At 64.1% G+C, this 22888-nt stretch carries 19 protein-coding genes; 18 read left to right on the top strand and 1 reads right to left on the bottom strand.

The genetic code is table 11. The features are described from left to right. Positions 1-175 precede the first annotated feature (175 nt). The 16 genes from mraZ to lpxC all read left to right on the top strand — a co-directional run bounded on the left by mraZ (position 176) and on the right by lpxC (position 17927). The gene (gene mraZ / locus CTR55_RS06315; protein ID WP_296285071.1) at positions 176-631 is read left to right on the top strand and encodes a division/cell wall cluster transcriptional repressor MraZ; all 456 of its coding nucleotides are present in this window, start codon (positions 176-178) and stop codon (positions 629-631) included. Between the two features lie 8 nt (positions 632-639). Then, positions 640-1581 (top strand): 16S rRNA (cytosine(1402)-N(4))-methyltransferase RsmH, encoded by a 942-nt coding sequence (gene rsmH / locus CTR55_RS06320; protein ID WP_296285072.1) that lies wholly within the window; start codon positions 640-642, stop codon positions 1579-1581. Next, positions 1578-1871 carry a cell division protein FtsL gene (gene ftsL, locus CTR55_RS06325; RefSeq protein ID WP_296285073.1) on the top strand — a complete coding sequence of 98 codons (294 nt, stop codon included), beginning with the start codon at positions 1578-1580 and terminating at the stop codon, positions 1869-1871. Before rsmH ends, ftsL begins: the two co-directional genes overlap by 4 nt. Beyond that, positions 1868-3613 carry a penicillin-binding protein 2 gene (locus CTR55_RS06330; protein ID WP_296285074.1) on the top strand — a complete coding sequence of 582 codons (1746 nt, stop codon included), beginning with the start codon at positions 1868-1870 and terminating at the stop codon, positions 3611-3613. The genes ftsL and CTR55_RS06330 overlap by 4 nt, the downstream gene beginning before the upstream one ends. After that, positions 3613-5076, top strand: coding sequence for a UDP-N-acetylmuramoyl-L-alanyl-D-glutamate--2,6-diaminopimelate ligase (locus CTR55_RS06335; protein WP_296285075.1), 1464 nt, complete (start codon positions 3613-3615; stop codon positions 5074-5076). The genes CTR55_RS06330 and CTR55_RS06335 overlap by 1 nt, the downstream gene beginning before the upstream one ends. Then, on the top strand, positions 5069-6433 hold the full coding sequence (murF, locus tag CTR55_RS06340) for a UDP-N-acetylmuramoyl-tripeptide--D-alanyl-D-alanine ligase (protein ID WP_296285076.1): 1365 nt from the start codon (positions 5069-5071) through the stop codon (positions 6431-6433). Before CTR55_RS06335 ends, murF begins: the two co-directional genes overlap by 8 nt. After that, on the top strand, positions 6434-7516 hold the full coding sequence (gene mraY / locus CTR55_RS06345) for a phospho-N-acetylmuramoyl-pentapeptide-transferase (RefSeq protein ID WP_296285077.1): 1083 nt from the start codon (positions 6434-6436) through the stop codon (positions 7514-7516). 13 nt (positions 7517-7529) lie between these two features. After that, complete coding sequence (gene murD, locus CTR55_RS06350) at positions 7530-8876, top strand: UDP-N-acetylmuramoyl-L-alanine--D-glutamate ligase (RefSeq protein ID WP_296285078.1); 1347 nt, start codon at positions 7530-7532, stop codon at positions 8874-8876. Beyond that, a complete protein-coding gene (gene ftsW / locus CTR55_RS06355) occupies positions 8876-10075 on the top strand; it encodes a putative lipid II flippase FtsW (protein ID WP_296285079.1) in 1200 nt (399 codons plus the stop codon). Before murD ends, ftsW begins: the two co-directional genes overlap by 1 nt. Further along, the gene (gene murG / locus CTR55_RS06360) at positions 10065-11138 is read left to right on the top strand and encodes an undecaprenyldiphospho-muramoylpentapeptide beta-N-acetylglucosaminyltransferase (RefSeq protein WP_296285080.1); all 1074 of its coding nucleotides are present in this window, start codon (positions 10065-10067) and stop codon (positions 11136-11138) included. The genes ftsW and murG overlap by 11 nt, the downstream gene beginning before the upstream one ends. Continuing rightward, positions 11131-12585, top strand: a complete 1455-nt coding sequence (gene murC, locus CTR55_RS06365; protein ID WP_296285081.1) for a UDP-N-acetylmuramate--L-alanine ligase — start codon at positions 11131-11133, stop codon at positions 12583-12585. The genes murG and murC overlap by 8 nt, the downstream gene beginning before the upstream one ends. Next, entirely contained in the window at positions 12582-13529 is a 948-nt protein-coding gene (locus CTR55_RS06370) for a D-alanine--D-alanine ligase (protein ID WP_296285082.1), read from the top strand. Before murC ends, CTR55_RS06370 begins: the two co-directional genes overlap by 4 nt. 3 nt (positions 13530-13532) lie before the next feature. Continuing rightward, the gene (locus CTR55_RS06375; RefSeq protein ID WP_296285083.1) at positions 13533-14396 is read left to right on the top strand and encodes a cell division protein FtsQ/DivIB; all 864 of its coding nucleotides are present in this window, start codon (positions 13533-13535) and stop codon (positions 14394-14396) included. Positions 14397-14417: 21 nt separating this feature from the next. After that, positions 14418-15665 (top strand): cell division protein FtsA, encoded by a 1248-nt coding sequence (gene ftsA / locus CTR55_RS06380; protein ID WP_296285084.1) that lies wholly within the window; start codon positions 14418-14420, stop codon positions 15663-15665. Between the two features lie 53 nt (positions 15666-15718). Continuing rightward, positions 15719-16903, top strand: coding sequence for a cell division protein FtsZ (gene ftsZ / locus CTR55_RS06385; RefSeq protein ID WP_296285085.1), 1185 nt, complete (start codon positions 15719-15721; stop codon positions 16901-16903). Between the two features lie 112 nt (positions 16904-17015). Continuing rightward, the gene (gene lpxC, locus CTR55_RS06390; RefSeq protein WP_296285086.1) at positions 17016-17927 is read left to right on the top strand and encodes a UDP-3-O-acyl-N-acetylglucosamine deacetylase; all 912 of its coding nucleotides are present in this window, start codon (positions 17016-17018) and stop codon (positions 17925-17927) included. A 67-nt stretch (positions 17928-17994) separates the two neighbouring features. On the opposite strand, the gene CTR55_RS06395 is transcribed toward lpxC, so the two are convergent. Beyond that, complete coding sequence (locus CTR55_RS06395; RefSeq protein WP_296285087.1) at positions 17995-18462, bottom strand: DciA family protein; 468 nt, start codon at positions 18460-18462, stop codon at positions 17995-17997. Positions 18463-18750: 288 nt separating this feature from the next. Here CTR55_RS06395 and secA point away from each other — a divergent pair, with 288 nt between their 5' ends. Next, a complete protein-coding gene (secA, locus tag CTR55_RS06400) occupies positions 18751-21507 on the top strand; it encodes a preprotein translocase subunit SecA (protein WP_296285088.1) in 2757 nt (918 codons plus the stop codon). Positions 21508-21604: 97 nt separating this feature from the next. Further along, complete coding sequence (gene argJ, locus CTR55_RS06405; RefSeq protein WP_296285089.1) at positions 21605-22822, top strand: bifunctional glutamate N-acetyltransferase/amino-acid acetyltransferase ArgJ; 1218 nt, start codon at positions 21605-21607, stop codon at positions 22820-22822. The last annotated feature ends 66 nt before the right edge of the window (positions 22823-22888 follow it).

A 22888-nucleotide genomic window follows, 5' to 3' on the forward strand; every position in this document is an offset into this window, starting at 1 on the left:
AAACCCTCCCCGGATATCGCAAAAGCACGCTAAATCTCGGTCCTGTAAGGATTTTTCCCCTTCGGCTTGCCTTGACGGTGGGGAGCGCGGATTTCTATAGTGTGCGGAAGTGGTATGAAGTGGGTAAAAGTGGGATCAACAGGCATGGATAGCCAACCACAGGGGAAGCGCTGACGTGTTTCGCGGAGCTAACGCCATCAGTCTCGACGCCAAAGGGCGCCTCGCGATGCCGAGTCGGTATCGTGACGAGCTCGTTTCGCGTTGCAACGGCCAGCTCATCGTCACCATCGATGCCGTCGATACCTGCCTGACTGTCTACCCCCTTCCTGAATGGGAACTTATCGAAACCAAATTGCGCGAGCTGCCCTCGTTGCGTGAAGAGACGCGGCGCCTGCAGCGTTTGCTGATTGGTAATGCCGTGGACCTGGAGCTCGATAGCGCCGGGCGTTTTCTCGTTCCGCCGCGCCTGCGCGAGTACGCCGGCCTGGACAAGAAAGCGATGCTGGTCGGCCAGCTGAACAAGTTCCAGTTGTGGGACGAAGACAAGTGGAATGCGGTTGCCGAGGCCGACCTCGCAGCCATCAAAGAGCCCGGCGGCCTGCCGGATGAATTGCGCGACCTTATTCTGTGAGCCTGCCTGTGACCAGTACCTTCCAACACATCACCGTTCTGCTCGAGGAGGCCGTCGAAGCGCTGGCCCCCCTGGAGGGCGGCCGCTATGTGGATGGGACGTTCGGGAGGGGCGGGCACAGTCGGGCCTTGCTCGGCAAGCTCGGGCCGGGTGGTCAACTGCTCGGGTTCGACAAGGATCCCCAAGCCATCGCGACGGGAAAAGCACTGGCGGCCGAAGACGGCCGCTTCGTCATTGTGCAAAGGTCCTTCGCCGAGATGGCGGAAGAGTTCTCCGCACGCGGCCTGCAGGGCGCAGTGAATGGCGTCCTGCTGGACCTTGGCGTGTCCTCGCCACAGCTGGATGACCCGGAGCGTGGCTTCAGCTTCCTCAATGACGGCCCGCTGGACATGCGCATGAACCCGGATCAGGGCGTCAGCGCTGCGCAGTGGATCGCCGCCGCCGCGGAAGACGAGATTGCCCGCGTGTTCAAGGATTACGGCGAGGAGCGTTTCGCCAAGCGCATGGCTCGCGCCATCGTGCAGCGTCGAGCGGAAAAACCGTTCGAGCGCACCGCTGACCTGGCTGCCGTGGTCACCGAGGCCAACCCTGCCTGGGAGAAGGGCAAGAACCCGGCCACTCGTGCCTTCCAGGGGCTGCGTATCTTCATCAACAACGAGCTGGGCGATCTGGAGCGTGGCCTCGAGGCCGCGATGGAAGGCCTGGCGGTGGGCGGTCGCCTGGTGGTGATCAGCTTCCACTCGCTGGAAGACCGTATCGTCAAACAGTTCATGCGCAAGCAGGTGAAGGGCGAGGCGGACAACCTGCCACGCAACCTGCCGATTCGCGTCAAGCCCTTCGAGCCACGTCTGAAGCTGATCGGCAAGCCGGTCTACGCCTCCGAGGCCGAACTCAAGGCCAACCCGCGCTCGCGCAGCGCAGTCATGCGCATCGCGGAGAAGCTCAGATGAGCCGCCTCTTCGCCAAGCGCCTGCCCACCGGCAGCTTCTTCATGCTGCTGTTGTTCATTGGCGTACTGTTGTCGGCGATCTCGGTTTCCTACAGCGCCTACTGGAACCGCCAACTGCTCAACTCGCTGTACACCGAACTCAGCGTGCGCGACAAGGCGCAGGCCGAGTACGGCCGCCTGATCCTCGAGCAAAGCACCTGGACGGCCTATAGCCGCATCGAAGGCCTTGCGACCGACCAGTTGAAGATGCGCGTGCCCGATCCGGCCGAAATCATCATGGTGGCACCATGAAAGACCTGGCCGGCGCTCGTTACCCCTGGCGCTTCCGTGTCGTCATCGCCTTGCTGCTGGCGATGGTGGCTGCGATCGCCTGGCGAATCGTCGACCTGCACGTCATCGACCACGATTTCCTCAAGGGTCAGGGCGATGCGCGCAGCGTGCGCCACATCTCCATTCCCGCGCACCGTGGCCTGATCACTGACCGCAATGGCGAGCCGCTGGCCGTCAGTACTCCGGTCGCCACGCTCTGGGCCAATCCCAAGGAACTGATGCTGGACCGCGAGAAGTGGGGCGTTCTGGCTGACGCGCTCGGTCAGCCCAGGGCTGCACTGTCCGAGCGCCTGGAAGCGAATGCCGACAAGGAGTTCATCTACCTGGTCCGTGGCCTGGCTCCGGAGCAGGGCGAGGCTGTGATGGCCCAGGTGAAGACCCATCACATTCCGGGCGTCTATTCGGTTGAAGAATTCCGCCGTTTTTATCCGTCCGGCGAAGTCGCCGCTCAGATCGTCGGCTTCACCGACGTGGATGACCGTGGGCGTGAAGGCGTGGAACTGGCCTTCGACAGCTGGCTGGCCGGCGTGCCGGGCAAGCGCCAGGTGCTCAAGGATCGCCGTGGCCACCTGATCCGCGACGTGCAAGTGACCCGTAACGCCAAGGCCGGCAAGACGTTGGCACTGTCCATCGACCTGCGCCTGCAATACCTTGCCAACCGCGAGCTGCGCAACGCGTTGGTGGAGAACGGCGCCAAAGCCGGCAGCCTGGTGATCCTCGACGTGAAGACCGGCGAAGTACTGGCCATGGCCAACCAGCCGACCTACAACCCGAATAACCGCCGCAACCTGCAACCGGCGGCGATGCGCAATCGCGCCATGATCGACGTGTTCGAGCCCGGCTCGACCATGAAGCCGTTCTCCATGAGCGCGGCGCTGGAGACCGGCCGCTGGAAGCCCACCGACAAGGTCGAGGTCTATCCCGGTACCCTGCAGATCGGCCGTTACACCATTCGCGACGTGTCCCGTACTGAAGGTCCGGTACTGGACCTGACCGGCATCCTGATTCGTTCCAGCAACGTGGGCATGAGCAAGGTCGCCTTCGATATCGGCGGCGAAGCCATCTACAGCATGATGCAGCGCGTCGGGCTCGGGCAGGACACCGGCCTTGGTTTCCCCGGTGAGCGCGTCGGCAACCTGCCGAACTATCGGGAGTGGCGCAAGGCGGAAACCGCCACTCTGTCCTACGGCTACGGCCTGTCGGTCACAGCCGTGCAGATGGCGCATGCCTATGCCGCGCTGGCCAATAACGGTCGCGCCGTCCCCTTGACCATGGTGCGTGCCGATCGTCAGCCCGAGGCTACTCAGGTCATCTCCGAGCCTGTCGCCAAGACCATGCAAGGCATGCTGCAGCAGGTGATCGAGGCCCCGAACGGCGTGTACCGTGCCCAGGTGCCGGGTTACCACGTGGCCGGCAAGTCCGGGACCGCGCGTAAGACCCAGACCGGTACCAAGGGCTATGCCGAGAACTCCTACCGTTCCCTGTTCGCCGGCTTCGCGCCGATGAGCAACCCGCGTTACGCCATCGTGGTGGTCATCGATGAACCCAGCAAGGCCGGCTACTTCGGTGGCCTGGTGTCTGCGCCGGTGTTCAGTAGGGTGATGTCCGGCACGTTGCGACTGATGAACGTGACGCCGGACAACCTGACGACGACTTCGCAGCAAGCTGATGCTGCGCCCGCTACCAAAGGAGGGCGTGGCTGATGCCGATGAGCCTTAACCAACTGCTGCCCCAGGCCGAAAGCGGCGAACTGATTCGCGAACTGACCCTGGACAGCCGCACCGTCAAGCCGGGCGACCTGTTCCTGGCCGTGCCGGGTGGGCGCCAGGACGGCCGTGGGCACATCGCTGCGGCGCTCAAGCAGGGCGCCGCTGCCGTTGCCTACGAGGCAGAAGGTGCCGTCGATCTGCCGCCCAGCGATGTGCCGATGATCGCCATCAAGGGCCTGGCCAAGCAGCTTTCGGCCATTGCCGGGCGCTTCTATGGCGAGCCAAGCCGTGCTGTCGAGCTGGTCGGAGTAACCGGTACCAACGGCAAGACCAGCGTCAGCCAGTTGGTGGCGCAAGCCTTGGATCTGCTGGGTGAGCGCTGCGGCATCGTCGGTACTCTCGGCACCGGTTTCTATGGCGCGCTGGAAAGTGGCCGCCACACCACACCTGACCCGCTGGCCGTGCAAGCGACCCTGGCGCGCCTGAAACAGGCCGGCGCCAGAGCGGTGGCCATGGAAGTGTCGTCCCACGGACTCGAACAGGGCCGTGTCGCGGCGCTGGGCTTCGATGTGGCGGTGTTCACCAATCTGTCCCGCGATCATCTGGATTACCACGGCTCGATGGAGGCCTACGGCGCCGCCAAGGCCAAGCTGTTTGCGTGGCAGGGCTTGCGTTGCCGGGTGGTCAACCTGGACGACGACTTTGGCCGCCAACTGGCAGCCGAGCCTCAAGAGTCTCGCCTGATGGGTTACAGCCTGATCGACCCGTCGGCCTACATTTATTGCCGCGAAGCCAAGTTCAGCGATGCTGGCGTACAGGCGCAGATCGTCACCCCGCAGGGTGAAGGCCTGCTGCGCAGTTCACTGCTGGGCAGGTTCAATCTGAGCAACCTGCTGGCCGTGGTCGGCGCGCTGCTTGGCCTGGATTACCCGCTGGGTGACGTGCTCAAGGTCCTGCCGCAACTGGAGGGCCCTATTGGCCGCATGCAACGCCTGGGCGGCGGCGACAAGCCGCTGGTGGTCGTGGACTACGCCCATACCCCGGACGCGCTGGATAAGGTCCTGCAGGCTTTGCGCCCGCACGTGCACGGCCAACTGCTCTGCCTGTTCGGCTGCGGTGGTGACCGTGACAGCGGCAAGCGCCCGATCATGGCGCAGATTGCCGAGCAGTATGCCGACCGCGTGCTGGTCACCGACGACAACCCGCGTACCGAAAACAGCGATGCAATCATCGCCGACATCCGTGCCGGTTTCGCCAAGCCCGAAGCGGTCGAGTTCGTGCCCGGTCGTGGTGATGCCATCGCTCGTCTGATCGCCGCTGCCGGCGTCGATGACGTCGTGCTGCTGGCCGGTAAGGGGCACGAGGATTACCAGGAGATCGACGGTGTTCGCCACCCGTTCTCCGATCTGGAGCAAGCCGCCAAGGCGCTGGCTGCCTGGGAGGTGAAGCGTGCTTAAGCCCCTGTCGCTCAATGAAGTCGCTGGCGCACTGCAAGGCCGAGTGGTCGGCGCCGACGCCAGCTTCGACGCCGTGAGCACCGACAGTCGCGCCATTGTTCCCGGCCAGCTGTTCATTGCCCTGACCGGCCCGCGTTTTGATGGCCACGACTACCTGGCCGACGTCGCTGCCAAGGGTGCGGTTGCCGCCCTCGTCGAGCGGGAAGTCGCGGGTGCGCCGCTGCCGCAACTGGTCGTGGCAGATACCCGTATCGCGCTGGGTCAGCTCGGTGCTCTGAACCGCTCCGCCTTCACCGGCCGCGTGGCTGCCGTGACCGGCTCCAGCGGCAAGACCACCGTGAAGGAGATGCTCGCGAGCATCCTGCGCACCCAGGGCGATGTCCTGGCGACCCGCGGTAATCTGAACAACGATCTCGGCGCACCGCTGACCCTGCTGCAACTGGCGCCGGAGCATAAAAGCGCGGTCATCGAGCTGGGCGCCAACCGTGTCGGCGAGATTGCCTACACTGTTGCGCTGGCCCGTCCGCAGGTCGCCATCATCACCAACGCCGGCACCGCCCACGTGGGCGAGTTCGGCGGCCAGGACAAGATCGTCCTGGCCAAAGGCGAGATTCTCGAAGGGCTGGCTGCCGACGGTGTGGCCATCCTCAATCGCGATGACAAGGCCTTCGATACCTGGCAGTCCCGTGCCGCCGGCCGCCGCATTTCCAGCTTTGGCCTGCATGATGCTCGCGCCGACTTTCGCGCCAGTGAGGTGCGGCGTGACGCCCGTGGATGCCCTGGCTTCACCCTGCACGGCCCGGCTGGCGAGGCTGCCGTTCAGCTGAATCTGCTAGGTGAGCACAACGTCACGAACGCACTGGCCGCTGCCGCCGCTGCTCATGCCCTGGGCGTGCCGCTGGTCGGGATCGTTTCCGGCCTGCAGAACCTGCAGCCGGTCAAGGGTCGCGCCGTAGCCCAGCTGGCGACGAATGGCATGCGTGTGATCGACGACAGCTACAACGCCAACCCGGCTTCAATTTGCGCGGCGGTTGATATACTCGCCGGCTTTTCCGGCCGGACCGTCCTGGTCCTCGGGGACATGGGCGAGTTGGGTGCCTGGGCGGAGTCTTCCCACCGCGAAGTGGGGACCTACGCCATTGGCAAAGTCACCGCGCTCTATGCCGTCGGACCGCTGATGAGCCACGCCGTGCAGGCGTTCGGTTCCGCGGGCCGGCATTTCGCCGATCAGGCCAGCCTGATCAGCGCCCTGGCCGCAGAAACTTCGACCACCACCATTCTGATCAAGGGTTCCCGCAGCGCGGCGATGGACAAAGTCGTTGCGGCGCTGTGCGGTTCCTCCGAGGAGAGTCACTAAATGCTGCTGCTGCTCGCCGAGTACCTGCAACAGTTCTACAAGGGCTTCGGCGTCTTCCAGTACCTGACCCTGCGCGGCATCCTGAGTGTGCTGACCGCGCTCGTCCTGTCGCTCTGGCTTGGCCCGTGGATGATCCGCACGCTGCAGATCCGCCAGATCGGCCAGTCGGTGCGCAACGACGGCCCGCAATCGCACCTGTCCAAGAAAGGCACGCCGACCATGGGTGGTGCGCTGATCCTCACCGCCATCGCCATCAGCACCCTGCTGTGGGCGGACTGGTCGAACCGCTACGTCTGGGTCGTACTCGCCGTAACCCTGCTGTTCGGTGCTGTCGGCTGGGTGGATGACTACCGCAAGGTGATCGAGAAGAACTCCCGCGGCCTGCCGAGCCGCTGGAAGTATTTCTGGCAGTCGGTGTTCGGCCTGGGGGCAGCGATCTTCCTTTATATGACCGCCGAGACGCCCGTCGAGACCACCCTGATCGTGCCGATGCTGAAAAGCGTCGAAATCCCGCTGGGCATCTTCTTCGTGGTGCTGACCTACTTCGTGATCGTCGGCTCCAGCAACGCGGTGAACCTGACCGACGGCCTCGACGGCCTCGCCATCATGCCCACCGTGATGGTCGGTGGCGCGCTAGGCATCTTCTGCTACCTGTCGGGCAACATCAAATTCGCCGAATACCTGTTCATTCCAAGCGTTCCAGGGGCGGGCGAGCTGATCATCTTCTGCGGCGCCATCGTCGGCGCAGGCTTGGGCTTCCTCTGGTTCAACACTTACCCGGCACAGGTCTTCATGGGTGACGTTGGTGCGCTGGCGCTCGGCGCCGCGCTGGGCACCATCGCGGTGATCGTCCGCCAGGAAATCGTGCTGTTCATCATGGGTGGCGTGTTCGTCATGGAAACCCTGTCGGTGGTGATCCAGGTCGCCTCCTTCAAATTGACCGGCAAGCGGGTGTTCCGCATGGCGCCGATCCACCACCACTTCGAACTCAAAGGCTGGCCGGAGCCGCGCGTGATCGTGCGCTTCTGGATCATCACGGTGATTCTCGTGCTGATCGGCCTGGCCACGTTGAAACTGCGTTGAGGACTGATCGAGCATGAGCCTGATCGCTTCCGACCAATTCCGCATCGTTGTCGGCCTCGGCAAGAGCGGCATGTCCCTGGTGCGCTACCTGGCGCGCCAAGGTGTGCCTTTTGCCGTGGCCGATACGCGCGCGAATCCGCCGGAGCTGGCGACCCTGCGCGAGCAGTACCCGCAGGTCGAGGTGCGTTGTGGCGACCTTGACGCCGATTTCCTCTGCCGCGCCCAGGAGCTCTACGTGAGCCCCGGTCTGTCGCTGCGCGTTCCTGCACTGATCGAAGCCGCCGCCCGTGGCGTGCGCATGTCCGGCGACGTTGACCTGTTCGCGCGCCATGCGAAGGCACCGATCGTCGCCATTACCGGTTCCAACGCCAAGAGCACTGTCACCACCCTGGTGGGTGACATGGCCAGGGCTGCAGGCAAGCGTGTTGCCGTTGGCGGCAACCTTGGCACCCCGGCACTGGACCTGTTGGCCGACGACGTCGAGCTGTACGTGGTGGAGCTGTCGAGCTTCCAGCTGGAAACCTGCGAACGCCTCGGTGCGGAAGTCGCCACCTGCCTGAACGTCAGCGAAGACCACATGGACCGCTACGACGGCATGGCCGACTACCACCTGGCCAAGCACCGCATCTTCCGTGGCGCCAGGCAGGTGGTGGTGAACCGCGCCGATGCGCTGAGCCGCCCGCTGATCGCCGACAACGTACCGTGCTGGACCTTCGGTACCAACAAGCCGGACTTCAAGGGCTTCGGTCTGATCGAAGAAGACGGTGAGAAGTGGCTCGCCTTCCAGTTCGACAAGCTAATGTCGGTCCGCGAGCTGAAGATTCGCGGTGCGCACAACCAGTCCAACGCCCTGGCTGCGCTGGCGCTCGGGCATGCCGTTGGCCTGCCGCTTGAGCCGATGCTCGCGACCCTGCGTGAATTCGCCGGTCTCGCCCACCGCTGCCAGTGGGTGCGCGAGCGCAACGGTGTGAATTACTACGACGACTCCAAGGCTACCAATGTTGGCGCTGCCCTGGCCGCCATCGAAGGCCTGGGGGCCGATATCGACGGCAAGCTGGTGCTGATCGCCGGCGGCGATGGCAAGGGCGCCGATTTCCACGATCTGCGTAGCCCGGTCGCGCAGCATTGCCGCGCGGTGGTACTGCTGGGCCGCGACGCCGAGTTGGTCAGCGCCGCCCTTGGCAACGCTATCCCCAAAGTCCGCGTGAGCACCCTGGACGAAGCTGTCGAGCACGCTGCCGAGCTAGCTCTGCCGGGTGATGCCGTGCTGCTGTCACCGGCCTGCGCGAGCCTGGACATGTTCAAGAACTACGAAGAACGCGGACGCCTGTTCGCCAAGGCCGTGGAGGAGCTCGCCTGATGTTCTCCTTCCTGCGCCCGTATCCGTCCCCGCTGATCAGCCGCAACGGCATTGATATCGACTTCCCGTTGCTGGCGGGTTGCCTGGCGCTGCTCGGTCTGGGACTGGTGATGGTCACCTCGGCATCGTCCGAGGTCGCTGCGGCGCAGTCCGGCAATCCGCTGTACTTCTCGGTTCGCCACCTGATCTACCTCGCCATCGGTTTCGTCGCCTGTGGCGTGACCATGATGGTGCCGATGGAAACTTGGCAACGCTGGAGCTGGAAGCTGCTGGCGGTAGCCTTCGCGCTGCTGGTGATGGTGATCACCCCCGGAATCGGCCGCGAGGTGAACGGTTCCATGCGCTGGATCGGCTTTGGCCTGTTCAACATCCAGCCCTCGGAGATCGCCAAGGTCTTCGTGGTGGTGTTCATGGCCGGCTACCTGGTGCGCCGTCAGGAAGAAGTACGCGAGAGCTGGCTGGGCTTCTTCAAACCCTTCGTGGTGCTGCTGCCGATGGCCGGCCTGCTGCTGCGCGAGCCCGACTTCGGCGCCACCGTCGTGATGATGGGTGCGGCCGCCGCGATGCTGTTCCTCGGCGGCGTGGGCCTGTTCCGCTTCGGCCTGATGGTTGCGCTGGCGGTCGGTGCGGTGGTGCTGCTGATCCAGACCCAGCCTTACCGGATGGCGCGCCTGACCAACTTCACCGATCCCTGGGCCGACCAGTTCGGCGCGGGCTACCAGCTCAGCCAGGCGCTGATCGCCTTCGGTCGTGGCGGCTGGACCGGCATGGGCCTGGGCAACAGCATCCAGAAGCAGTTCTACCTGCCCGAAGCGCACACGGACTTTGTGTTCGCCGTGCTTGCCGAAGAGCTGGGCATCGTTGGCGCCATGGCCACCGTAGCGCTGTTCGTCTTCGTCAGCCTGCGCGCGCTGTACATCGGCATCTGGGCCGAGCAGTCGAAACAGTACTTCTCCGCTTACGTCGCCTACGGTTTGGCCTTCCTCTGGATTGGCCAGTTCCTGATCAACGTCGGCGTAAACGTCGGCCTGTTGCCGACCAAGGGGCTGACCCTGCCGTTCTTAAGCTACGGCGGCAGCTCGCTGGTGATCTGCTGCGCCTCCCTGGGGATGCTCCTGCGCATCGAATGGGAACGCCGCACCGTGATGGGCAGCGAGGAATATGAATTCAGCGAAGAGGACTTTGCCGATGAAAGGTAACGTCCTGATCATGGCCGGCGGTACCGGAGGACACGTGTTCCCGGCCCTGGCTTGTGCCCGTGAGTTCCAGGCGCGCGGTTACAGCGTGCACTGGCTGGGCACCCCGCGTGGTATCGAAAACGATCTGGTGCCCAAAGCCGGTCTGCCGCTGCACCTGATCAACGTCAGCGGCCTGCGCGGCAAAGGCATCAAGTCGCTGCTGCGCGCGCCGTTCGATCTGCTCAAGTCGCTGTTCCAGGCCCTGGGCGTGGTTCGCCAGCTCAAGCCGGTCTGCGTGCTGGGTCTGGGCGGCTACGTCACTGGCCCCGGCGGCCTGGCCGCCAAGCTGTCCGGCGTGCCGCTGGTGATCCACGAACAGAACGCCGTCGCCGGCACCGCCAACCGCAGCCTCGCGCCGCTGGCCAAGCGTGTCTGCGAAGCCTTCCCGGATACCTTTGACAGCAGCGCCAAGCGTCTGACCACCGGCAACCCGGTGCGCGTCGAGTTGTTCCTGGAAGAGGGCGCCCGCGCGCCGCTGGCCGGCCGTCGAGTCAACCTGCTGGTACTGGGTGGCAGCCTGGGTGCCGAGCCGCTGAACAAGCTGCTGCCGGAAGCGCTCGCGCAAGTGGCCAGCGAAATCCGTCCGGCCATTCGCCATCAGGCCGGTCGTCAGCACGACGAAGTTACCGCGGAGCGTTATCGCGCCGCCGGGGTCGAAGCGGACGTAGCTCCGTTCATCGCAGACATGGCGGCCGCCTACGCCTGGGCCGACCTGGTGATCTGCCGCGCTGGTGCGCTGACCGTCAGCGAACTGACCGCCGCCGGCCTGCCGTCCTTCCTGGTGCCACTGCCCCATGCGATCGACGACCACCAGACCAAGAATGCCGAATTCCTGGTGCGGGAGGGCGCGGCCCACCTGCTGCCGCAGAAATCTACCAGCGCCGCCGAACTGGCCGCGCAGTTGTCCGAGGTATTGATGCATCCCGATTCCCTGACCCGCATGGCCGCTCGCGCTCGCAGCCTGGCCAAGCCCGAGGCTACCCGCACGGTAGTCGATGCCTGCCTGGAGGTGGCCCGTGGTTAAAGAACCCACCGGCGTTACCCGCACCATGCGGCGTATCCGTCGTATCCACTTCGTCGGTATCGGTGGCGTGGGCATGTGTGGCATCGCGGAAGTGCTGCTCAACCTCGGTTATGAAGTATCCGGCTCCGACCTCAAGGCTTCGCCAGTCACCGAGCGACTGGAAAAGTTCGGCGCGGAAATCTTTATCGGTCACCGCGCCGAGAACTCCGACGGCGCCGACGTGCTGGTGGTTTCCAGCGCCGTGAACAAGTCGAACCCGGAAGTCGCCGCCGCGCTGGACCGCCGTGTGCCTGTTGTGCCGCGCGCCGAGATGCTCGCCGAGCTGATGCGCTATCGCCACGGCATCGCCGTAGCCGGTACCCATGGCAAGACCACCACGACCAGCCTGATCGCTTCGGTATTCGCCGCCGGCGGCCTGGACCCGACCTTCGTCATCGGTGGCCGTCTGAACGCCGCCGGCACCAACGCGCAGCTGGGCACCAGCCGCTACCTGGTGGCCGAGGCCGACGAGAGCGACGCCAGCTTCCTGCACCTGCAGCCGATGGTCTCGGTGGTTACCAACATCGACGCCGACCATATGAGCACCTACGGCGGCGACTTCAACAAACTCAAGCGCACCTTCGTCGACTTCCTGCACAACCTGCCGTTCTACGGCCTGGCCGTAGTCTGCGTGGACGACCCGGTCGTGCGCGAAATCCTGCCGCAGGTTGCCCGCCCGACCGTGACCTACGGCCTGAGCGAGGACGCCGACGTCCGCGCCATCAACATCCGCCAGGAAGGCATGCGCACCTACTTCACCGTGCTTCGCCCCGAGCGCGAGCCTCTGGACGTCTCGGTGAACATGCCCGGCCTGCACAATGTACTGAACTCGCTGGCAACCATCGTCATCGCCACCGACGAAGGCATCTCTGACGAAGCCATCGTCCAGGGGCTGTCCGGCTTCCAGGGCGTCGGCCGACGCTTCCAGGTCTACGGCGACCTGCAGGTGGAAGGCGGCAGCGTGATGCTGGTCGACGACTACGGCCACCACCCGCGCGAAGTCGCGGCGGTGATCAAGGCTGTGCGCGGTGGCTGGCCGGAGCGCCGTCTGGTGATGGTCTACCAGCCGCACCGCTATTCCCGTACCCGCGACCTGTACGACGACTTCGTGCAGGTACTGGGCGAGGCCAACGTGCTGATGCTGATGGAGGTCTACCCGGCCGGCGAGGAGCCGATCCCCGGTGCCGACAGCCGTCATCTGTGCCATAGCATCCGCCAGCGCGGCCAGCTCGATCCGATCTACCTGGAGCGTGGCGGTGATCTCGCTTCGCTGCTCAAGCCGCTGCTGCGTCCGGGCGACATCCTGCTCTGCCAGGGCGCCGGCGATATCGGCGGGCTGGCTCCGCAACTGATCAAGAATCCGATGTTCGGCGCCACTGATGCTGGCTCCGAGGAGAAGCAGCCATGAGTGACGCCCTCAAATCCGCCCTCGAGCCCCGCGCCTTCGGTCGCGTCGCCGTGCTGTTCGGCGGCAAGAGCGCCGAGCGTGAGGTGTCGCTGAAGTCCGGCACCATGGTCCTGCAGGCTCTGCAGGGTGCGGGTGTGGATGCCTTCGGCATCGACGTGGGTGACGATCTGCTGGAGCGTCTGACTCGCGAGAAGATCGATCGCGCTTTCATCATCCTCCACGGTCGTGGCGGTGAAGACGGGACCATGCAGGGCCTGCTGGAAATCGCCGGCATTCCCTACACCGGCAGCGGTGTGCTGGCCTCCGCGCTGGCCATGGACAAGCTGCGCACCAAGCGCGTGTGGCTGAGCCTGGGCCTGCCGACGCCCGACCACGCCGTGCTCGGCAGCGAAGCCGATTGCCGCACTGCCGCATCGCAGCTGGGTTTCCCGCTGATCGTCAAGCCGGCCAACGAAGGCTCCAGCATCGGCATGGCCAAGGTGAACAGCGTGGAAGAGCTGATCGCTGCCTGGGCGGGCGCTGCGAAGTACGACTCGCAGGTCCTCGTCGAACAGTGGATCAGCGGTCCGGAATTCACCGTCGCGATCCTGCGTGGCCAGGTGCTGCCGCCCATTCGCCTGGGCACCCCGCACACCTTCTACGACTACGACGCCAAGTATCTCGCCAGCGATACCCAGTACCAGATTCCCTGTGGCCTCGACGCTGCCAAGGAAGAGGAACTCAAAGACCTGACCGCGCGCGCCTGTGATGCTCTCGGCATCCAGGGGTGGGGCCGGGCCGACGTGATGCAGGACGCCCAAGGGCGCTTCTGGCTGCTGGAAGTGAACACCGCACCAGGCATGACCGATCACAGCCTGGTGCCCATGGCCGCACGCGCGGCCGGCCTGGATTTCCAGCAACTGGTGCTGGCGATCCTCGCCGACAGCGTAGAGGCAAGGGGGTAAGTCATGAACGGCGCGCAGCTTCGTCACCAGAACCCCGGAATCGGCCGTGCTCCCGCACGCAAGCCGGTGCCGCGCGGCGCCAGCCGTCTGGTGGCCAAGGAGCCGCTCAGCGCCCGCATGCCCAAGCCCAGCTTCGGCTTCCTGAAAGTGTTGTTGTGGCCTCTGGTGCTGGGCGTGCTCGGCGGTGGTGCTTACTACGGCGCACAGTACGTGCTGCCCTATGCGGACCGGCCGATCGCCAAGGTCAGCGTGGAAGGCGACCTCAGCTACATCAGCCAGGCGGCGGTGCAGCAGCGGATCAGCCCCTACGTTTCGGCCAGCTTCTTTACCATCGACCTGGCCGGTATGCGCCAGGAGCTGGAGCAGATGCCCTGGATCGCCCACGCCGAGGTGCGTCGCGTATGGCCCGACCAGGTGGTTGTCCGCCTGGACGAACAATTGCCCATCGCCCGTTGGGGGGATGAAGCCTTGCTGAACAACCAGGGTCAGGCTTTCGCCCCGCGTGAAGTAGCCAACTACGAGCACCTGCCGCGCCTGTCCGGCCCGCAGCGTGCCCAGCAGCAAGTGATGCAGCAGTACCAGATTCTCAGCCAGATGCTCCGCCCGCTGGGCTTCACCATCGCCAGCCTGGACATGAGCTCACGCGGCGCCTGGACCCTGGGCACTGCGCAGGGCGTGGAGATCATGCTGGGGCGCGATCATGCGGTAGAACAGATTCGCCGGCTCGTGACCATCTACGACAAGGCGCTGAAAGAACAGATTACGAAAATTGCCCGCATCGACATGCGCTACCCCAACGGCCTGGCCGTGGCGTGGCGCGACCCGGTGCCGGAAACGACGGTGGCCCAGACCACCGGCGTGCAGTGAGTTGAGGAGACTTTGATAAACATGGCAAGCGTGCAGAGCGGCAAAATGGTCGTCGGCCTGGACATCGGCACCTCCAAGGTGGTGGCGCTGGTGGGTGAGGTGGCGGCCGATGGCAAGCTGGAAATCGTCGGCATCGGGACGCATCCGTCGCGCGGCCTGAAGAAGGGCGTGGTGGTAAACATCGAGTCCACCGTGCAGTCGATCCAGCGCGCCATCGATGAAGCCCAGCAGATGGCGGGCTGCCGTATCCACTCGGCTTTCGTCGGCATCGCTGGCAACCATATCCGCAGCCTGAATTCCCACGGCATCGTGGCGATTCGCGACCGCGAAGTGAGCGGCGCGGACATCGAGCGTGTACTGGACGCGGCCCAGGCCGTGGCTATCCCGGCCGATCAGCGTGTGCTGCACACGTTGGCCCAGGATTACGTGATCGATAACCAGGAAGGCGTGCGCGAGCCGCTGGGCATGTCCGGCGTACGCCTGGAAGCCAAGGTGCACGTGGTGACCTGCGCGGTGAACGCCTCGCAGAACATCGAAAAGTGCGTGCGCCGTTGTGGCCTGGAAGTGGACGACATCATCCTTGAGCAGTTGGCCTCGGCCTACTCCGTGCTCACCGAGGACGAGAAGGAGCTGGGCGTGTGCCTGGTGGACATCGGTGGCGGCACCACCGACATTGCGATCTTCACCGAAGGCGCCATCCGTCACACCGCCGTTATCCCGATCGCCGGCGATCAGGTCACCAACGACATCGCCATGGCGCTGCGCACCCCGACCCAATATGCCGAAGAAATCAAGATTCGGTATGCATGCGCCCTGGCCAAACTGGCCGGCCCCGGCGAAACCATCAAAGTTCCCAGCGTCGGTGATCGACCGCCGCGGGAACTGTCACGCCAGGCGCTTGCCGAAGTGGTCGAGCCGCGTTACGACGAGCTCTTCACCCTGGTTCAGGCGGAGCTGCGTCGCAGTGGCTACGAAGACCTGATTCCAGCCGGCATCGTCCTGACCGGTGGCACCTCCAAGATGGAAGGCGCCGTCGAGTTGGCCGAAGAGATCTTTCACATGCCGGTACGCCTGGGCGTACCTCACAGTGTCAAAGGACTGGCCGACGTCGTGCGCAATCCGATTTATTCCACCGGCGTGGGGCTGCTTCTCTATGGACTGCAAAAACAGTCCGACGGCATCTCCATGTCCGGTAGCAGCTTCAGCAGCGACGAACCCAAGACACCGGTACTGGAAAAGCTTAAACGCTGGGTCCAGGGCAATTTCTGATTTACCACCGCGGTAAACGTAGGCGACACAACTAGAAAGGAAGGAGAGGGGAAATGTTTGAACTGGTAGATAACGTCCCAACTACAGCAGTCATCAAGGTTATCGGCGTGGGTGGTGGCGGCGGCAACGCCGTGAATCACATGGCCAAGAACAACGTTGATGGCGTCGAATTCATTTGCGCCAACACCGATGCGCAGGCGCTGAAGAACATCGCCGCGCGCACCGTGCTGCAGCTCGGCCCGGGTGTGACCAAGGGCCTGGGCGCTGGCGCCAACCCTGAAGTAGGCCGCCAGGCCGCCATAGAGGACCGCGAGCGTATCGCCGAGGTTCTGGAAGGCGCCGACATGGTCTTCATCACCACTGGCATGGGTGGCGGTACCGGTACCGGTGCTGCGCCGATCATCGCCGAGGTTGCCAAGGAAATGGGCATCCTCACCGTGGCCGTGGTCACCCGTCCGTTCCCGTTCGAAGGTCGCAAGCGCATGCAGATCGCCGATGAAGGCATCCGCTCGCTGGCTGAAAGCGTCGACTCGCTGATCACCATCCCGAACGAAAAACTGCTGACCATCCTGGGCAAGGATGCGAGCCTGCTGGCCGCTTTCGCCAAGGCTGACGATGTACTGGCCGGTGCCGTTCGCGGTATCTCCGACATCATCAAGCGCCCGGGCATGATCAACGTCGACTTCGCCGACGTGAAAACCGTCATGAGCGAAATGGGCATGGCGATGATGGGCACCGGCTGCGCCAGCGGCCCGAACCGCGCTCGCGAGGCTACCGAAGCCGCGATCCGCAACCCGCTGCTGGAAGACGTCAACCTGCAGGGCGCTCGCGGCATCCTGGTGAACATCACCGCCGGCCCCGACCTGTCCCTGGGCGAGTACTCCGACGTGGGTAACATCATCGAGCAGTTCGCTTCCGAACACGCCACTGTAAAAGTGGGCACCGTGATCGATCCGGACATGCGCGACGAACTGCACGTCACCGTCGTCGCCACCGGTCTGGGCGCTCGTCTGGAGAAGCCGGTCAAGGTCGTCGACAACACCGTGCAGACCCAGGCCGTCAGTTCCCAGGCTCCGGTTCAGCGCGAGCAGCAGTCGGTGAACTACCGCGACCTGGATCGTCCGACCGTCATGCGTAATCAGAACCACGGCGGCGCTGCCACCGCGGCCAAGCTGAATCCGCAGGATGATCTGGACTACCTGGACATCCCGGCCTTCCTGCGTCGTCAGGCCGATTGAGTCGATTTATCAGGAGTATCAATGTGATTGGTGTTCAGCAAAGGGCGGTTCTGCTATCATCGCCGCCCATTGTTGACAACAGTTCGCAACTTGCGCGAAAGCGGCCAAAGCCATGATCAGACAACGCACCTTGAAGAACATCATCCGGGCGACCGGTGTCGGCCTGCACTCCGGGGAGAAGGTTTACCTGACCCTGAAGCCGGCTCCCGTCGATACTGGCATCGTGTTCTGCCGGGCTGACCTTGACCCCGTGGTGGAAATTCCCGCCCGGGCCTCGAACGTCGGCGAAACCACCATGTCGACCACCCTGATCAAGGGTGACGTCAAAGTGGATACCGTGGAGCATCTGCTTTCGGCCATGGCCGGCCTGGGTATCGACAACGCCTATGTCGAGCTGTCCGCGTCGGAAGTACCGATCATGGACGGCAGCGCAGGACCCTTTGTATTCCTGATCCAGTCCGCTGGCCTGCAAGAGCAGGAAGCGGCCAAGAAGTTCATCCGCATCAAGCGCGAAGTGACGGTGGAAGAGGGCGACAAGCGCGCCACCTTCGTTCCGTTCGACGGCTTCAAGGTGAGCTTCGAGATCGATTTCGATCACCCGGTCTTCCGTGGTCGCACCCAGAAAGCTGTGGTGGATTTCTCCAGCACTTCCTTCGTGAAGGAAGTCAGCCGCGCCCGTACCTTCGGGTTCATGCGTGACATCGAGATGCTACGTTCGCAGAACCTGGCTCTGGGTGGCAGCGTGGAGAACGCCATCGTGGTCGACGAGTATCGAGTGCTCAACGAAGATGGTCTTCGTTATGAGGACGAGTTCGTCAAGCACAAGATCCTGGACGCCATTGGAGACCTGTACCTGCTGGGTAACAGCCTCATCGGCGAGTTCATCGGCTACAAGTCCGGTCACGCCCTGAACAACCGTCTCCTGCGTACCCTCATCGCAGACAAGGACGCTTGGGAAGTGGTGACTTTCGACGACGCCAAGACTGCGCCGATCTCCTATATGCGACCCGCTGCGGCCGTATAAGTAACCTCCTCCTTCAGCTATACATTCAAAGGCCACCCTCGGGTGGCCTTTTTTTATGCCTGTGGTTTTATTCCCCGCCTTGCTCCGGTGGCTTGCGGCTGCGGCTGGCGAGGCGCTCGAGGGCGGCCTTGAGTTGTGGGTCGCTGATGCCTTCGGCGGCTTCGTGCAGAGTGGCTGAGGCAGAGGCGGTGATTCGGTTGGTGTTCACCGGCGCCGGCGTCTGGGTCACGGGCTGCACCTTGAACAGGATGCGCGCCAGCCCCTTGAACTCTTCGTATGCAGCCAGTTGCCGTAGCAGGCGGTTCTGCTGGTAGCGCAGGCGCGTGGCCCAGTGACCGTCGGTGACGATCAGCAGCAGGCTGCCCTCGCGCCAGGAGGCGATGCGGCAGTAGGGGCGCGCGGCGGGCTGCAATTGCGAGTCGAGCAGTTCCTGCAGGTGCGAGAGGCGTTGCGCTTCGGCAAACAGCGACTGCAGCGGCTTGGCTTCGCGCAGCAGCTTGGTCATCGCCTTGGCGGGCAGGGGGCGGAAGGCCATGAGGAGCACCGGGATGAATGAAGGGGGATGGTAACAGATGCGGCGTGGGCCAGATGCCACCGCCCAGCCTTGAAGTTGGGCTGCTGCGTCACCATATTCCCAACCAGGACTCAAAGTTGTCCGCCTATGCATTGCTCCGGAGCTCGCAGAATGCGAAGCTTCGGAGGATGACTTCGGCACTTTTTTCCCGGAAGTTTCCGGGTAGAATGCCCGCTTCATTGCCGTTCCGCGCCGCGGCCAGCCAGTCGGGCAGCCCTCCAATTCTCCAGTTCGGATGACCCAGTCGATATGTTTGCGCCTTTGTTGAAAAAACTCTTTGGAAGCAAGAACGAGCGCGAAGTGAAGCGCATGGCCAAGCAGGTCCAGGCCATCAATGCACTCGAGCCCCAGATGGTCCCGCTTTCCGACGAGCAACTGAAGGCCAAGACTGAAGAGTTCAAGGCACGTGTCGCCAAGGGTGAGACCCTCGACCAGATTCTTCCGGAAGCCTTCGCTGTCGCCCGCGAGGCCGGCAAGCGCGTGATGGGCATGCGCCACTTCGACGTCCAGCTGATCGGCGGCATGACCCTGCACGAAGGCAAGATCGCCGAGATGCGTACCGGTGAGGGCAAGACCCTCGTGGGTACCCTGGCCGTCTACCTGAACGCCCTGTCCGGCAAAGGCGTGCACGTGGTTACGGTGAACGATTACCTGGCCCGTCGTGACGCCAACTGGATGCGTCCGCTGTATGAGTTCCTCGGCCTCTCCGTCGGCATCGTCACGCCGTTCCAGCCGCCGGAAGAAAAGCGCGCCGCCTACGCCTCCGACATCACCTACGGCACCAACAACGAATTCGGCTTCGACTATCTGCGCGACAACATGGCGTTCAGCCTGGAAGACAAGTTCCAGCGCGAGCTCAACTTCGCCGTGGTCGACGAAGTGGACTCCATCCTCATCGACGAGGCGCGGACTCCGCTGATCATCTCAGGCCAGGCCGAAGACAGCTCCGAGCTGTACATCAAGATCAACAAGCTGATTCCGCGCCTGAAGCGCCACATCGAGGAAGTCGAAGGCCAGGTGACCCAGCAGGGCCACTACAGCATCGACGAGAAGACCCGCCAGGTCGAACTCAACGAGCAGGGCCACGCCTACGTCGAGGAACTGCTGACCCAGAACGGCCTGCTGGCCGAGGGTGAGAGCCTCTACTCGGCGCACAACCTCAGCCTGCTGACCCACGTCTACGCCGCGCTGCGTGCCCACACCCTGTTCCACCGCAACGTGGAATATATCGTCCAGGGCGACCAGGTCCTGCTGATCGACGAGCACACTGGCCGTACCATGCCGGGCCGCCGCCTCTCCGAGGGCCTGCACCAGGCCATCGAGGCGAAGGAAAACCTGCCGATCCAGGCCGAGAGCCAGACCCTGGCCTCGACCACCTTCCAGAACTACTTCCGCCTCTACACCAAGCTGGCCGGCATGACCGGCACCGCCGACACCGAGGCCTTCGAATTCCGTCAGACCTACGGCCTCGACGTGGTGGTGATCCCGACCCACCGTCCGGTCGCCCGTAAGGACTTCAACGACCTGGTCTACCTGACCCAGGACGAGAAGTACGCCGCCATCATCACCGACGTGCAGCAGTGCCAGGCACTGGGCCGTCCGATCCTCGTGGGTACCGCCTCGGTCGAGACGTCCGAGTACGTCTCGCAACTGCTGCAGGGCGCCGGTATCGAGCACAAGGTACTGAACGCCAAGTACCACGAGAAGGAAGCCGAGATCATCGCCCAGGCCGGTCGTCCGGGCTCGGTCACCATCGCCACCAACATGGCCGGTCGGGGTACTGACATCCTGCTGGGCGGCAACTGGGAAGTGGAAGTCGCCGCGCTGGAGAACCCCACCGACGAACAGGTCGCGCAGATCAAGGCTGACTGGCAGAAGCGCCACCAGCAGGTCATCGAGTCGGGCGGCCTGCATGTGATCGCTTCCGAGCGCCACGAGTCCCGTCGTATCGACAACCAGCTGCGTGGCCGTGCCGGCCGTCAGGGCGACCCGGGCTCCAGCCGCTTCTACCTGTCGCTGGAAGACCACCTGATGCGCATCTTCGCCTCCGACCGGGTGAAGAACTTCATGAAAGCCCTGGGCATGCAGCCGGGCGAGGCGATTGAGCACCGCATGGTGACCAGCGCCATCGAAAAGGCCCAGCGCAAGGTTGAAGGCCGCAACTTCGACATCCGCAAACAACTGCTGGAGTTCGACGACGTCGCCAACGAGCAGCGCAAGGTGATCTACCACATGCGCAACACCCTGCTCGCGGCCGACAACATCGGCGAGACCATCGCCGAGTTCCGCGAAGAGACCCTGAACAACACCGTCAGCGAGCACATCCCGCCGCAGTCGCTGCCTGAACAGTGGGACGTCGCTGGTCTGGAAGCCGCGCTGTACAGCGATTTCGGCCTGAAGCTGCCGATCCAGCAGTGGCTGGACGACGACGAGAAGCTCTACGAAGAAACCCTGCGCGAGAAGATTCTCGCCGAGCTGGTGGCTGCCTACCACGAGAAGGAAGACCTCGCTGGCGCCGAAGCCCTGCGTACCTTCGAGAAGCAGATGCTGCTGCGCGTGCTGGACGACCTGTGGAAAGACCACCTGTCGACCATGGATCACCTGCGCCACGGCATCCACCTGCGCGGCTACGCACAGAAGAACCCGAAGCAGGAATACAAGCGCGAGTCGTTCAACCTGTTCCAGGAACTGCTGAACTCCATCAAGCGTGACACCATCCGCGTCATGTCCTTCGTCCAGGTCCGCCGCGAAGACCCGGCCGAGGAAGAAGCCCGCCTGCGCCGCGAAGCCGAGGAAATGGCCAAGCGCATGCAATTCCAGCATGCCGCCGCGCCGTCCATGGACCAGGTCACCGACGAGCCGGAGAATGAGGGCGAACTGCCTGTAGGCACCGGCAACGTCGTGCCCATGGAGCCGGTGCGCAACGAAGCGAAAATCGGCCGCAACGAGCCATGCCCGTGCGGTTCCGGCAAGAAGTACAAGCACTGTCATGGTCAGGTGGAATAACCTCTCCCGACCCTGATACCAACGCCGCGACCGGCCCTGCCGCTCGCGGCGTTTTTCTCATCCGATCCACTGATTTGACTAGAAAGGAGCGCGCCACATGGCTGTTGGTCTCGGCCCCATGTCCACCCTGCACCCGGTCCCCGGTTTCGAACTCGGCATCGCGTCTGCCGGCATCAAGCGACCCGGCCGCAAGGACATCGTGGTCATGCGATGTGCCGAGGGCTCCAGCGTGGCTGGCGTATTCACCACCAACGCTTTCTGTGCCGCTCCCGTAATCCTGGCACGCAGCCGCTTCCTCGGCCCGGTGCGCTATCTGCTGACCAACACCGGCAACGCCAACGCTGGCACCGGCGAGCCGGGCCTGGCCAATGCCACCCGCACCTGCGCCAAACTGGCGGAACTCGCCGGCGTAGCGGAAAGCGCCGTGCTGCCGTACTCCACCGGTGTGATCGGTGAGCCGCTGCCTGTCGAGAAGATCGAAGCCGCGCTGCCCGCCGCGCTGGCCAACCTGTCTGTGGATAACTGGGCCGACGCGGCTGCCGGCATCATGACCACCGACACCCTGCCCAAGGGCGCCAGCCGTCAGTTCCAGCATGACGGCGTGACCATCACCGTCACGGGCATCAGCAAGGGCGCCGGCATGATCAAGCCGAACATGGCCACCATGCTCGGCTACATCGCCACCGACGCCAAGGTCGCCCAGGGCGTGCTGCAGGACTTGCTGCGCGATGCATCGAACAAGTCCTTCAACCGCATCACCATCGACGGCGATACCTCCACCAACGACTGCTGCATGCTGATCGCCACCGGCCAGGCTGCGCTGCCGGAAATCACTGCCGCCAGCGGCGCGCTGTTCGCCGCGCTGAAGCAGGCCGTGCTGGAAGTCTCCATGGAACTGGCCCAGGCCATCGTCCGTGACGGCGAAGGCGCCACCAAGTTCGTCACCGTGCAGGTGAACGGCGGCGCCACTCACCAGGAGTGCCTGGACGTCGGCTACGCCGTGTCGCACTCGCCGCTGATCAAGACCGCACTGTTCGCCTCGGACCCGAACTGGGGCCGCATCCTCGCTGCTGTCGGCCGTGCGGGCGTACCGGACCTGGATGTCAGCCTGATCGACGTGTTCCTCGATGACGTAGCCATCGCCAGCCGCGGCTGCCGTGCCAGCAGCTACACCGAGGACCAGGGCGCCAAGGTCATGGCCCAGGAAGAGATCACCATCCGTATCGATCTCGGCCGTGGCACCTGCAGCGAGACCATCTGGACCACCGACCTGTCCCATGAGTACGTAAAGATCAACGCTGAATACCGCACCTGATCGCTGCGTAAGCTCAGGCGCCGTCCCACGTCGGCGCCTCGCTCCACTCGGATTCCTGATTTTCAT

Origin of the sequence: Pseudomonas sp. (assembly GCF_002796985.1) — a bacterium.
In the GTDB taxonomy this organism is placed as follows: domain Bacteria; phylum Pseudomonadota; class Gammaproteobacteria; order Pseudomonadales; family Pseudomonadaceae; genus Pseudomonas.

Coding starts and splice junctions, on each gene's coding strand:
- ftsA (WP_296285084.1), top strand. CDS start 14,418: ATGGCAAGCGTGCAGAGCGGCAAAATGGTCGTCGGCCTGGACATCGGC.
- murD (WP_296285078.1), top strand. CDS start 7,530: ATGAGCCTGATCGCTTCCGACCAATTCCGCATCGTTGTCGGCCTCGGC.
- ftsL (WP_296285073.1), top strand. CDS start 1,578: ATGAGCCGCCTCTTCGCCAAGCGCCTGCCCACCGGCAGCTTCTTCATG.
- murG (WP_296285080.1), top strand. CDS start 10,065: ATGAAAGGTAACGTCCTGATCATGGCCGGCGGTACCGGAGGACACGTG.
- CTR55_RS06335 (WP_296285075.1), top strand. CDS start 3,613: ATGCCGATGAGCCTTAACCAACTGCTGCCCCAGGCCGAAAGCGGCGAA.
- CTR55_RS06330 (WP_296285074.1), top strand. CDS start 1,868: ATGAAAGACCTGGCCGGCGCTCGTTACCCCTGGCGCTTCCGTGTCGTC.
- lpxC (WP_296285086.1), top strand. CDS start 17,016: ATGATCAGACAACGCACCTTGAAGAACATCATCCGGGCGACCGGTGTC.
- ftsZ (WP_296285085.1), top strand. CDS start 15,719: ATGTTTGAACTGGTAGATAACGTCCCAACTACAGCAGTCATCAAGGTT.
- CTR55_RS06370 (WP_296285082.1), top strand. CDS start 12,582: ATGAGTGACGCCCTCAAATCCGCCCTCGAGCCCCGCGCCTTCGGTCGC.
- argJ (WP_296285089.1), top strand. CDS start 21,605: ATGGCTGTTGGTCTCGGCCCCATGTCCACCCTGCACCCGGTCCCCGGT.
- mraY (WP_296285077.1), top strand. CDS start 6,434: ATGCTGCTGCTGCTCGCCGAGTACCTGCAACAGTTCTACAAGGGCTTC.
- CTR55_RS06375 (WP_296285083.1), top strand. CDS start 13,533: ATGAACGGCGCGCAGCTTCGTCACCAGAACCCCGGAATCGGCCGTGCT.
- secA (WP_296285088.1), top strand. CDS start 18,751: ATGTTTGCGCCTTTGTTGAAAAAACTCTTTGGAAGCAAGAACGAGCGC.
- ftsW (WP_296285079.1), top strand. CDS start 8,876: ATGTTCTCCTTCCTGCGCCCGTATCCGTCCCCGCTGATCAGCCGCAAC.
- CTR55_RS06395 (WP_296285087.1), bottom strand. CDS start 18,462: ATGGCCTTCCGCCCCCTGCCCGCCAAGGCGATGACCAAGCTGCTGCGC.